This is a genomic window from Pseudomonas sp. EU05-FHT14B02 (assembly GCF_058791055.1).
Genome location: NZ_JBYTDD010000002.1, coordinates 243,210 through 255,930 on the forward strand (window position 1 = coordinate 243,210; position 12,721 = coordinate 255,930).

Consider the following 12,721-nt stretch of genomic DNA (forward strand, 5'->3'; position numbering starts at 1 on the left):
CCGGCGGACAATGTTCGCCTGCAATGATCTTCAGATATCGAGTACCAGCGGCTGCACCCCCTGCGCCGGAATCGCACAGCAAATCAGCACCTGTCCATCATCCGGCACCTCCGCTGGCGGCAGCGGGTAATGCACCTGACCGCTGATCAAGCGCGTCTTGCAGGTGCCGCAGGAGCCGCCACGACAACTGAATTCCGGGCGCAGGCCACGGCTTTCCGCCAACTCCAGCAAGCTGCCGCCCTCCGGCTGCCAGCGTGCTTCCTTGGCCGAGCGCTGGAACACCACCGGCACGGACGTGGTGGCGGCTGGCGGTTGCTCGATGACCACGGCATCGGGGTCCGGTCGCCGGCACAAGGTGGATGGGCCGAAGGTTTCGGCGTGAATCCGCGAATCGCGAATGTCCAACTCGCGCAAGCCGTCGTACAACGCCTGGGTAAAACTACCGGGGCCACAGACGACAAAATCCGGCTGATCGTAGTCCTCGACTGTCAGCAGATCCTTGAGCAGCGCGACGTCAATCCGTCCACTGAGGTCGAAGTCCTCTCCTTGTATCGCCTCGGCTTCCGGTTGACTGAGCAAACGCACTACCCGCACCGCGTCACCGGCGTCTTCGAGCAAGCGATCCAGTTCGCAGCGAAATGGCTGGTCGGCCAGCGTGCGCGAACTCTGGATGAACCATGTGGGCCGGATACGGCGGGTGCGTAACCCTTGGTAAACCACTTCCCGCAGCATCGATAACAGCGGCGTGATGCCGACCCCGGCCGCCAACAACACCAATGGTCGATGCTCATGGGGCGCCACGGTGAAATGCCCTTGCGGCGCCCGCGCCTCCAGCAGGTCGCCGACACGAATCTGCTCATGCAAATGCGTAGACACCCGCCCGTCACGCTTCACGCTGATGCGGAAAAAATCATCGGACGGTGCGCTCGATAAACTGTACGTGCGGATATGCACATCGCCATCTATTTTGAAGCGCAAAGGCAAATGCTGCCCGGCCTGGAACAGTGGCAACCCCGCTCCGTCGGCGGGCTCCAGGTAAATCGAGCGAATACTGTGGCTTTGCGCTTCAATCCGCGTCACCCGCAACGGCCGCCATTGATCGCCCAGGGCCTTGGCCTGCAAACGCGCGGTGGCTTGCTCCCATGTACCAGTGAGCAAACTGGTGGGTGACACGCCGTCAAAGCGCCAACGCAACGCCAGGGCGGCCGGGCGCCGTACGACTTGCTCGACATCGATTGTCCACAGACGCTCGGCTCCCTGGAACGCCTCGACTTGCGGGCCCTCCAGGATGATTTCGGTCCGCCCGCTGAGCTGCAGCAAGTCACCGGTATTGAAATCGATGAACAACAACCCGGCCCGGGGATTGAGCAGCAGGTTGCCCAAGGTATTGAAATGCAGGTTGCCAGCGAAATCCGGGATGGTCAGGCGATTGCCTTCCACACGTACGAAACCGGTCTGGCCGCCACGGTGAGATACATCCACCGAGCGCTCGCCATCGACATCCACATAACTGGCAACGAAGAACGTGTCCGCTTCGGCGATCATGGCCATGGCCGCGTCATCCAGTTCACTGAAATGTTGCGCGACACGCGTCGAAGGGTCGGCCAGTGGCACCGAGTGAAACTGGCGCAACTGAATGTACTGCGGGCAATTGCCGAAGGACTGATCCACCGTCACCGTGAAACCACCGGTTGTCATGGCCCGAACATGCCCATTGATGCGGTTGCGGCGGCGGGTGTGCAACTCGATGCCCAGCAGTCCGATGGCCGAGCCTTCGCTCAACTGCGCGGGATCATCAAAGGCCGGCAGACTGCGAAATTGCAGCAAGCCAGGTTCTGGCGAGTGTGCGAAACCGGGCTGGCCTTCAAGGACACTGGCCCAGGGATGACCATCGGCATCCACCGCTGCGTACAGCATGAACGGCAATTGTTGATAGAAGGTGCGGTGCTGATCCGGCATCTCGCGGCGAATCACCTTACGACCGAACGCCTCCATTCGTTCGGCAACGCCCACATGCGCCTGCAATTGTTTCTCGCCGGCATGCCAGGGTGAACGGTCCATACGGCTGCTCCCTTGCGCCTGTGGCGCAGAACGGGGCGGCCCAGCAACACCGGGCCACCAGCATCAGGCGGTTTTTTGCAGGCCAGCGACGGTGCGCGGCATACCGATAAAACCCGGCAAGGCTTCGATGCGGGCCAGCCAGGCACGAATGTTGGTGTACTCATCCAGCGACACATTGCCCTCAGGCGCATGGGCGATGTAGCTGTAGGCGGCGACGTCGGCAATCGTCGGATCAGTGCCGGCCAGGTACGGCGTATCGGCCAATTCGTGATCGATTACTTTGAGCACGGTATGGGCATAGGCAATCACTTCTGCAGCGTTGTAAGGCGCGCCGAACACAGTAATCAATCTTGCCCGGGCAGGGCCGAAGGCAATCGGACCGGCCGCCACCGACAACCAGCGTTGGACATTGGCGGCCCCTACCGGATCAGCCGGCAGCCAACGACCGTTGCCGTACTTTTGCGCCAGGTAAACCAGAATCGCGTTGGAATCGGCCAACACCACGCCCTGATCATCAATCACCGGTACCTGACCGAAAGCATTGAGCGCGAGGAACGCCGGTTGCTTGTGTTCACCTTTAGCGAGGTCAACGAAGATCAATTCGGTCGGCAGTTTCAGCAGGGACAGCATCAATTCGACACGATGAGCGTGGCCGGAACGTGGGAAGTTATAGAGTTTGATCGCTTGCATGGTCGACACCTCGGGTGAGTCGTGCTGTTCAGGAGAGAGATGGGTCGTATCTTCTACTCACCTCCAAAACAACAGAATCACCAGCCAACGCAATCCATCATTTCAACAGGTGAAATAATTCAATGCTTGAGCGCTGGGTGCTCGCGCAGGGTCTTCACCGCGAAATCGACAAAACTGCGCACACGGGCCGGTGCTTTGCGCCCGCCTTGATAGACCACATGGATGGGCAACGGCGGCAGTTCGAAGTCGGCCAGAATGATTTCCAGCTCACCAGCAGCCACCTTGCTCGCCACTTGATAAGACAATACCCGCGTGAATCCCAACCCCAGACTGGCTGCCGTGATGGCCGCCTGATTCGCTGTCACCACCAGTCGCGGTTCAACCCGGACACTCAAGGTCTCGCCGTCTTCAATGAATGGCCAACTCTTGAGTTGGCCGATAGCAGAAGTCGCAATAATCGGCGCCTGGACCAGTTCCCGGGGATGTCTTGGCCGACCATGGCTGGCCAGAAACTGTGGCGATGCGCAGATCACCCGCCGCACCTCGCCCACGCGGATCGCATGCTGGTTGCTGTCGGGGAGCTCGCCGATGCGGATGGCCACATCGACGCCCTCCTCGACCACGCTCACCACCCGATCCACCAGCAACGCGTTGATGCAAACCTCGGGGAATTGCGTCAGATAATTCACCATCAACGGCGTGACAAACAGCTCGCCAAACAAGACCGGTGCAGTGATGGTCAGTTGCCCACGGGGATGGATATGGCTGCCCGCTGCCGAGTCCTCGGCTTCCTGCACCTCGACGAGAATTCTCCGACAATCCTCCAGATATCGCTGACCGGCCTCGCTCAAATAAACGCTGCGCGTCGTACGCGTGAGCAGTTGTGTGCCTATTCGCTTCTCCAGCGCCGCGACCGCTCGGGTGACGCTGGCCGCCGACAGACCCAAACCCCGCGCCGCCGCCGAAAAACCCTGCTCCTTGGCGACAGCAACGAAGACCTGCATTTCCTGGAAGCGGTCCATGGGACTGTCCTCATTTCAAATAGATAAACCGCAACCGAAGGCCGGAATGTTAAGCGCAAATATTCAACAACATAGTTGGGCGCCAGACCATCAGGTAAATCAATGGGCTACTGCACTGTAGCGCCTGCACCGTGAAAACCAAGCGTGTCACAAACCTCAAAAAGCGGACCGTGGAGTATTGATAATTAATGACGATTATTTTCTTGCGATGGGTGCGACTGTAAGCAATTATTCTGATCATCCCGCTGCAATGGCGAATGCCCGGTAGAGAAAAAGAGCCATTGGCTCAGCTTCCAAACCGCTTCAGTCAAGGGCTCGCAGCGGATTCCATCAACTGCAGCAGGATTCCAGCCTGTATAAACAGGCGGAATATACGACTGCTCCTATACTACAAACCACCTGTTACCTATTGGGTTTTTGGTAGGTACCTCATTGAAGTTTTCTCTACTTAAAGTAAGGCGTTTTCGGTTTTTAACGCTTTGACGGCTGCCCGTCGATCTTGCTTTCTGGATTCACTTTGTAGGGAAGAGTTGAACTTCAACGGCCTGGCTAACCTGTGTGACACAGCAAGGAGTTCGACAATGTTGCGCACTAACATTTCCGCTAGAGCACTGTCCGGTGGTTTGCTCGATGTACTGATTCGCGCCGGGTTGATTACGGTGCTGGTACTGTTCTGCTTCCAGATCTTCCACCCCTTCCTCAACCTGATGCTCTGGGCAATGATTCTGGCCATTACCCTGTATCCACTGCATGCGCTCATCAAGCGCAAGCTGGTCAACAAGGACGGTCGTGCCGCCACCCTGATCGTGGTGGTCGCCCTGGCTTTGCTGATGGTACCGATCTACCTGCTGGGCACCTCGATCAGTGAATCGGTCCAGGGCACCCTGGCAGTCCTCAAGTCCGATACGCTGCAGATTCCACTCCCCAGCGAAAAAATCGCTTCCCTGCCGCTCATAGGCGAGCCGCTCTATGGCTACTGGATGCAGGCCGCCACCGACATGAGCAGCGTTCTCATGAAACTAATGCCTTATATCAAGTCCGTCGGCCTGACCTTGTTGGGCAAAATGGCTGATGTTGGTGTGGGCTTTCTGTTGTTCATCGGCGCCCTGATCATTGCTGGCGTGCTCATGGCCTATGGCGAAAACGGCGAAAGAAGTGCCCTGGCCATCACCTCGCGCCTTTCCGGACCAGAGCGTGGGCCACGTATTACCGTGCTCTGCACTGCAACCATCCGCGCGGTCGCCCAGGGCGTAGTGGGCATCGCGTTCATTCAGATGTTGCTGGTCGGCGTGGGCTTCGTTCTCATGGGTGTCCCCGGTGCCGGGCTACTGGCCATGGTGGCGCTGTTGATGGGGATCATGCAATTGCCGGTACTGCTGGTGACCCTTCCGGTGATCGCTTTTGTCTTCGCCACCGAAGGGACCAGCCTGGCCACCGTCGTGTTTGGCATCTACAGCCTGATTGCCGGGATGGCCGACAACGTCCTCAAACCGTTGATGCTGGGTCGTGGCGTCGATGTTCCGATGCCGGTGATTCTGATTGGTGCCCTGGGCGGCATGGTAAGCGGCGGCTTCATCGGTTTGTTCATCGGGCCGGTGGCGCTGGCGGTGGGCTACCAATTGTTCTGGCAATGGGTCCAGGACCAACCGTCTGCCGAGCTAATGAACGAGACACCCGAGATCGAGGCGTTGAACGATCAGCGTCCTGTCTGAGGAGTTTGCGCTTGATGCCACGCCCTGCCCGCATCAGCCGGCTTCTGCTCTGTGGCACCGTCGTCCTGGGGGGCTGTGTACAACTGGGCCCGGATTTCCAGTCGCCGGCCCAGCCCTGGGTCGACCACTGGAACAGCCCGGCCCTGGAGGTCGCCGGCCAACAACGCGCGCAACCTGACAGCCGCCAATGGTGGCGCGTGTTCAACGACCCAGTGCTGGACCATTTGATGGCCGAAGCCGATGCCCACAACGCCGACCTGCACCTCGCTGGCCTGCGGGTCATGGAGTCCCGGGCGCAATTGGGTATCGCCCTGAGTGGACGCTACCCGCAATTGCAGCAGGCCAGCGCCGACAGCCTGTACCTGAACCGTCGACAATCGGGCGGCGCCAACCCTCAGGACACGCATTTCTGGCAATACAGCGCCGGTTTCGATATCGGCTGGGAGCTGGATTTCTGGGGGCGTTTCAGCCGTGCCATCGAGTCGGCGGACGCATCCTGGTTTGCCGCCCAGGCCAACTATGAAAATGCCTTGGTGCTGTTGCACGCGCAACTGGCGCAAAACTACTACGCCTTGCGCACCGCCGAGGCGCGTCTGGCCATCGCCCGCAGTAACGCCAAATTGCAAAAACGCAGCTACGAAATCACCGAGCGCCTGTTCAACAGCGGGGCCGAAGCCGAACTTGATCTGCAACAAGCCAAGACCCAGTACCTGGGCACCCTCAGTACCATCCCGGATTTCGAGAGCCAGGTGGCGAGTTTGCGCAATGCGTTGTCCACCCTGATCGGCCAGCCACCCGGCTCGATCCCTGACCTCAATCGCAACACCGGCTTAGTGCCGCTGCTCGATACTGCGGTCTTGCAGGATGTGCCGGCCAACCTGCTGGTGCGGCGCCCCGATGTTCGTGCTGCCGAGCTGCAAGTGGCGGCGCAGTCGGCGTTGATCGGTGTGGCCGAGACTGACCTGTACCCCTCCATCAGCCTGCTGGGCAGCATCGTCTGGTCTGCCAGCTCGCTCAGCGGTGCATCCAACACCCTGGATATGGTGGCCGGCCCCAGTTTGCGCTGGGACATCTTCGACCATGGCCGGATCACCAACAACGTCCGCGTGCAGGATGCGCGCTTGCAGCAGTTGATCGTTATCTACCAGGACAGCGTGCGCCAGGCGGCACGCGAGGCGGACGACGCCGCGACCGGCTTGATCAAGGCACTGGAGCGCGACCGGATCCTCAGCGATGCATCGGTGGCTGCCGAACGTTCGGTGACCCTGGCCAATGCCCAATATCGCGAAGGCTATTCCGATTTCCAGCGCGTGCTGGATGCCCAGCGGGCCCTGTTTGCCCAACAGGATATCTACCTGGTCAACCGTGGCACCGCGGTCAACAGCCTGATCGCCCTATACAAGGCTCTTGGCGGAGGCTGGTACAGCGACCAGCCGATGATCGACCCGGCCACCCGCAAACAAATGCAAGAACGGACCGATTGGGGCGATCTGCTCGACGAACCGAAGGAAAGTGCCAATGACTGACAGCCAACAACCGGCCGCCGAGAAAGCCCCGACACCTGCCGCCGACCCTGCGAAAAAAGCGATCAACTGGGTGGTGCTGCTGATCATCCTGAGTCTGGTCTGGTACCTGATGGCCGACCGTTACACCCCCTACACGCAACAGGCACGAGTGCAGGCCTTCATTGTGCCTGTGGCGGCCGAGGTATCCGGCCGGGTGACCAAGGTGCACGTACGCAACAACCAGGACGTAAAGGCTGGCCAATTGCTGTTTGAAGTCAACCCGGAGCAGTACCAGATTGCCGTCGATCGCGCTCGCGCCGACCTTGAGTCAACCCGTCGCCAGGTGGGCGCCAACACCGCTGGCGTCGACTCCAAACAAGCGTCACTGCGTGCATCCCAGGCCAACGAGCTCAAGGCACGCCAAGACATCCAGCGGCTTGAACGTCTGTACAGAGAAGACCCGGGCACCATCTCGCTGCGACGCCTGGAGATATCCCGCGCCACCCTGGAAGAATCCATCAGCCAGGTCGCCGCGGCCAAGGCCGAGGTGCAACGTGCGCGCGAACAACAGGGCGGTAACGAAGACGAAAACGCCCAGTTGCTCAGCGCCGCCAGCAATCTTGAAAAAGCCGAGCTGGACTTGAGCAATACGAAGGTCCACGCGCGCTCGGCCGGCCTGATCACCGATCTGCGCACCGATGTCGGCCAGTTTGCTTCCGCAGGTGCGCCGGTGATGACCCTGATCGCCATCCACGATGTGTGGATCAGCGCCGACATGACCGAAAACAATCTGGGAAGTGTCCAGCCCGGGACGCCAGTGTCCATCGTCCTCGACGCCTTGCCCGGGAAGATTTTCAAAGGCCATGTGCGCAGCGTCGGCTATGGTGTCGATATCGGCCAGACCACCCAGCCGGGCAGCCTGCCGAAAGTAGAAAACAGCCGCGATTGGTTGCGCCCTGCCCAGCGCTTTCCGGTGATCATCGAGTTCGAACCCGGTGAGTTGACCAGCCCGCAAGGCATCCGGTCTGGCGGGCAGGCCGAAGTCATGGCATTTCCGAGTGAAAGTAACCCGCTGAATATCCTGGGCCGCCTGTTCCTGCGCGTGATGAGCTGGATGTCCTATGCGTATTGAGCGCCCGCCCCGGGTTCAGCGCACCCTGCGCCTGAGCTTCGGCACGGCGCTGTGCCTGGCGGCGAGCTTTGGTCTGGCCCTGCCCATCCCGTTCCTCTCTCCGATGCTGGCGCTGATGATGCTGGCAGCCATGAACCGACCATTGCCGTTCAAGGCCAGCCTGGGCCTGATCCTGATCCTTATGCTGACCACCGGGACCGGCCTGTTGCTCATTCCCCTGCTGCGTTACTACCCATTCAGCGGTGTGCTGCTGGTAGGGCTATGCCTGTTCCTGGCCTTCGGTTATGGCCTGCGCGGCGGCAACCCGCTGGTGGCGACTTTCCTGGTGGTGGGCCTGACCTTGATCAGTTCCGCCGGAACCGCTGAATTCGCCCTGGCGCTTGAGGTGATCGTGGCCCTGGTCAAGGGGCTGTTCCTGGCCGTCACCACGCTGACCATCAGCCATTGGCTGTTTCCCGACCCCGCCAGTGCCCCCGCGGCCAAACCTGGTCCGAGCCTTACTCCAACCGAAAGCAGTTGGCTGGCGCTACGTGCCACGCTGGTGGTACTGCCGACTTTCCTGCTGGCCATGATCGACCCGGCCAGCTACCTGCCGATCATCATGAAAGCCGTCAGCCTCGGCCAACAAAGCTGCGCGACCAGTGCCCGCACCGCCGGCCAGGAGTTGCTCGGCTCGACCCTGCTCGGTGGCCTGATGGCAATTCTTTTCTGGTGCGCACTCAGCCTGTTCGTCAACCTGTGGATGTTCTTTCTGTGGATGCTGCTGTTCGGTTTGCTGGTGGCCAGAAAACTCTACGGTGTGGCCATGACTCGACAACCACCGAGTTTCTGGCTCAACAGCCTGGCGACGCTGATCATTCTGTTAGGCCAATCGGTACAGGACAGTGCAGCGGGCAAGGACGTCTACACCGCCTTCGCCATCCGCATGGGCCTGTTCATATTGGTGACCTTGTACGCCTGTGTCATGGTCCATCTGCTGGACACACGGCGGGAGCGTCGAATTACGACCGCCTAGAAACAGAAAAACCCCCTGAGAAGGGGGTGTGACGAAACAATAAAGATTGTCACAGTACCTTACGTATTTCGCGGCCTGTAGGGCACTACAAAGCTAGCTCTTTGAAAATAAAGCTTGTCACAAAATTCCAAATCTCTCCAAAAATGGGTTCCGCTGCAAACAATAAAGATTGTCACAGGGCCTTCGGGGAAAATCGCAAAGAGGCACGCTGGCTTGATCACCACTTAACTCTCCATCACATGCGACACCAGCCTTCAGGATCACACCTAAACTCCGAGCGCCGCGATCAGCTTCGCTGGAGAAGCCACCACCTGCGTCCCGAAGCGCTTGGTAAGCGGCTGTATGACACTGCACATGTACTTATCAGCCCTGAAATAGGAGACGTAAGGAACGTACAGCGCATGGATGATATCCACGAAGTCGCTGGCCTTCATGGCCCGAGGACGCTCTGCGAAGGAGTTCTGGAGCGAGTCGTAGAAGGTACTGATGCAAATGAAAATGCCAGGGCAATATTCCTCAATGGCCGTGGTGTCATCGCACGCCGACGCCCCGGGCAACAGTAGTTTGAGCAGGCGGTTTACGATGTCGATCATCCCCTGCTTCTTCAGCTTCGCCCAGTGTGTACCGCTTACGCCCTTCATAACTGCAGCACGATCACTTTCTGGCAATTCTGCCAATTGCTCTCGTAGCTCCGTGAGCGTCTCTTCGCAGCTTTCCAGCAGCTGCCGGGCCGGACGCCTCACCCATTCCACGATAGAGCCCAACTGGTGGTGATGGTGAATGAACCATTGGGCCATGTAGCTGGGGTCGCGCAGGCTTTCCAAGAAGGCTTTGTCGGCTTCCTCCCGAGTTGCTCGACCCAGGACATAATTCTTGAGCACCGTAAAATCACGAGGTCGCATCGGCACTTTATCGGTCAGCTCGCTGTAATCCATCTGACCGAAGCGTTGCTCCAGATCGCTACGAAAATTGCCGCGCTTATTGGTCGTACCCGCCTTAAGCATCCTCCGCATTTTTCGATTGAGCGCGTGCTTGTCCATCTCCTGCTGCATTTTTCCGGCAACGTCTATCTCATCGAGGGGACTCATAAGTGACCCCATGTCCGGAAACCACTCGCCATTTCTATCAAAGACGTCCACGGGCTGTGGGCTTCGCGCGACCAAGCGAGAGAGCTCAGCTTTCATGAGCCGATCGAACGAGATCACCGTATTACGACCGCAGAGCTCTACCAGCAAATTCGTGCGCTCCACTGCGGCTTTGGAGTGCTGCTGATCCAGAGGAGACATCTCTGAGATGTGTGCTCCAGAGAACACGAAAAGTGCGCCCCCGCTAAGCTTGAGCGCTTTGAGGGTAGCCAATTGCTGCGCTTCTGACTCAACGAGCTGAGGTTTGCTCAGGGCGGAGTAATCGCAGCTATCGAGGTAGATGAGGGTTGGCTTGGGAGGCTGCAATCGTCGAAGTCCTTAATTACCCCGAATTGAGTATGCACAAGCGTGTGTGCTGCACATGGAGCTAGAAGCAGTATGTACCGTTACTCGTTTATAGGCATGAGTTTGTTCACAAGCTCAAGCTCGCGCATCAAACCGCACACCTTGAACCGCCCAGTTGCTCACCGCCCTTACGCATAACCGACAAGATGCTGCGGCTGCCCGCAGCACTACGACTTTCTGTGATCAGTTCATTGACCAAAAAGTACGGCACAAGCAATGCGCATGAATACTCATGTAGCACTGATGACATCCCAGCAGGAATGTTTGTTACTTATCACCTTAGCCTAATATAGTCGAAGAAATTTCATGAGCAGTGGGCATACAGCTTGTCGCTGAAAATGACTCAAAACTTTCGTATCCCTCCATTTTTGACCAAGCGTTTATCCATAGGGTGCATAGCTCGTACAAGAAAGTGGCATCTTTTTCAAGGAACGCCACGACAGTATGGGAAGCCGGATTTCGTACGCACTCTACTAGCTTCTGTTGTTGCGACTTTATAAGAGTTTCATTCGTGAATACTTCACTACCGCTGGGAGGTGACAAGGATAATATTGCTGGAATCATCACAAGCAAAGCGGTCAACGCTAATTTAGACCCTTGCCCCGGCAGTTTGAATTGTTCTACGCTAGCAAAAAATTCATTATATGGTGCTTCTGGGTAAATATTTTGAAACTTAATAAAGTCTATGCCGCAAAATCCAATACTGATTGCCTGAAGAATTGCCTCAGGGATGTTTACCAAGTGCAATATTCTTTGTATAGGCGAATCGACTTTGAATGCAGCTACAACATAGAGCCCAAGAGCCCTCAGTGTGGCTAGTCTGATTTCTATTTTTGAGGATGAGGATGTCAGTGCATCCAGCTGAAGTCTATTGAGCGGACCTGTCGCATTTTGCACAATGGATTTTGCTAGATTCTCGGTTTCTTTAACCCAATCTGCTACAACTTGAGGAAGATGGTGATTGTAATTATTGAGACGCTTTGTTAAGTGGATTACATTTTCCCAATCGACACCAAGCAAACCGACGCCAGGCTTAGGCTGCATTGCCAACCTCAGTAACACCGTTTCTTTGAATGCAATCAGTCGTGGGTCAGGGTCATCAAAAGTGTTAGCAATCTCAGCTGCTAACTCAAATTGCCCTTTGTTCATAGCCTCAAGACAAATCCCGTATACCTTCCACTTTGGTTGATCTCCTCTCAAAATTTTTCGAGCAAGGATCTGCGAACTACATACTAGTTCTCCACGTGGGGTTTCTTTAGCTAAAAAAGGATGCAGGGGATTGCTGAGGATAAAAGACATCTCCTGTCGCAGCAGCTTACCTATCGCAAGCTTTGACAGTAGGTGCCTGTCGCTTTCTCCATTAGTTATAAAAGACCTTACCAGAAACTTATCTAAAGTCTCTTCAATACGATCTATACAGGCCTCCACGACCTGCCCGTCTGGAAGATGCGAAAAATCCACGAGCGCCTTATAAACAGCATCAGGACCACCTCCCTTAGGAAATAACATGTTCGACTTTTGTGCCGACACCCCCCGGCAGGTCGCATAACTCACAAACTCTTCACGTGTAAGTGGGGCCATGACTACCTGATCATGATTATCACCGTAGACAGAGTTTAAAAATGGCAAACCAGGCTGCATTAATCGCCTAATCATCGCATAATTTAAAGGCGAGAAAGCCAATGTAGTTAGCTGCCCTGAATTTTCAAGCGTACGCATACCCGAAAGAACAGACGTCATGCCGGAGTCGTTAATTAATGCGAATGCGTGAAATCTCTCAATGGCGACTATCGGATAGTATCCGGCAGCTAACATCGCCTCAACAGTTGCTTGTATTACATCAGTGGGATAGTCGTCATCATCTGTTTCCAACTCGATGTTGTATCGACGTGTAAATCGCTTCGCGAAAGTTTGTGCAAAATGCTCGCAAGACAACAAACTATCAGTAGTCAAACTAATACAAACTGCCTTATGACGATCAAATGGGACTGGAGGAATAAAATTAGCCTCGGTCCAACTCCTAACTAGCTGGGAAGCCTCCGTTTCATCACAGCCCTGCGGAACCAAAAGTAGCATCGAACGACCCTTCTGAGC

General features: G+C 56.9%; 9 protein-coding genes and 1 pseudogene. 4 read left to right on the forward strand and 6 right to left on the reverse strand.

The window, feature by feature from the left end:
• Positions 1-30 precede the first annotated feature (30 nt).
• The 3 genes from AC3WTM_RS03045 to AC3WTM_RS03055 form a co-directional block, all read right to left on the reverse strand.
• Entirely contained in the window at positions 31-2,061 is a 2,031-nt protein-coding gene (locus AC3WTM_RS03045; RefSeq protein WP_102669464.1) for a 2Fe-2S iron-sulfur cluster-binding protein, read from the reverse strand.
• Between the two features lie 63 nt (positions 2,062-2,124).
• Positions 2,125-2,751 carry a glutathione S-transferase family protein gene (locus AC3WTM_RS03050; RefSeq protein ID WP_102669465.1) on the reverse strand — a complete coding sequence of 209 codons (627 nt, stop codon included), beginning with the start codon at positions 2,749-2,751 and terminating at the stop codon, positions 2,125-2,127.
• A 119-nt stretch (positions 2,752-2,870) separates the two neighbouring features.
• Entirely contained in the window at positions 2,871-3,773 is a 903-nt protein-coding gene (locus AC3WTM_RS03055) for a LysR family transcriptional regulator (RefSeq protein WP_102669466.1), read from the reverse strand.
• 581 nt (positions 3,774-4,354) lie between these two features.
• On the opposite strand from AC3WTM_RS03055, the gene AC3WTM_RS03060 reads away from it, so the two are divergent.
• From AC3WTM_RS03060 to AC3WTM_RS03075, 4 genes are read left to right on the forward strand one after another with little or no spacing between them, the layout of a single operon-like run.
• Positions 4,355-5,485: an AI-2E family transporter gene (locus AC3WTM_RS03060; RefSeq protein WP_102669467.1), complete on the forward strand. Its 1,131-nt coding sequence runs from the start codon at positions 4,355-4,357 to the stop codon at positions 5,483-5,485.
• A 14-nt stretch (positions 5,486-5,499) separates the two neighbouring features.
• Positions 5,500-7,011 carry an efflux transporter outer membrane subunit gene (locus tag AC3WTM_RS03065; protein ID WP_102669468.1) on the forward strand — a complete coding sequence of 504 codons (1,512 nt, stop codon included), beginning with the start codon at positions 5,500-5,502 and terminating at the stop codon, positions 7,009-7,011.
• Positions 7,004-8,122 carry an HlyD family secretion protein gene (locus AC3WTM_RS03070; protein WP_102669469.1) on the forward strand — a complete coding sequence of 373 codons (1,119 nt, stop codon included), beginning with the start codon at positions 7,004-7,006 and terminating at the stop codon, positions 8,120-8,122. The genes AC3WTM_RS03065 and AC3WTM_RS03070 overlap by 8 nt, the downstream gene beginning before the upstream one ends.
• The gene (locus AC3WTM_RS03075) at positions 8,112-9,137 is read left to right on the forward strand and encodes a DUF2955 domain-containing protein (RefSeq protein ID WP_102669470.1); all 1,026 of its coding nucleotides are present in this window, start codon (positions 8,112-8,114) and stop codon (positions 9,135-9,137) included. Before AC3WTM_RS03070 ends, AC3WTM_RS03075 begins: the two co-directional genes overlap by 11 nt.
• Positions 9,138-9,403: 266 nt before the next feature.
• On the opposite strand, the gene AC3WTM_RS03080 is transcribed toward AC3WTM_RS03075, so the two are convergent.
• From AC3WTM_RS03080 to AC3WTM_RS03090, 3 genes and pseudogenes are all read right to left on the reverse strand, one after another.
• Entirely contained in the window at positions 9,404-10,588 is a 1,185-nt protein-coding gene (locus AC3WTM_RS03080; protein ID WP_102669471.1) for a hypothetical protein, read from the reverse strand.
• A 101-nt stretch (positions 10,589-10,689) separates the two neighbouring features.
• Positions 10,690-10,823: pseudogene (locus tag AC3WTM_RS03085) on the reverse strand (IS3 family transposase); the annotation flags it as partial.
• An 83-nt stretch (positions 10,824-10,906) separates the two neighbouring features.
• Entirely contained in the window at positions 10,907-12,703 is a 1,797-nt protein-coding gene (locus AC3WTM_RS03090) for a hypothetical protein (protein ID WP_146023689.1), read from the reverse strand.
• Positions 12,704-12,721: the final 18 nt, after the last annotated feature.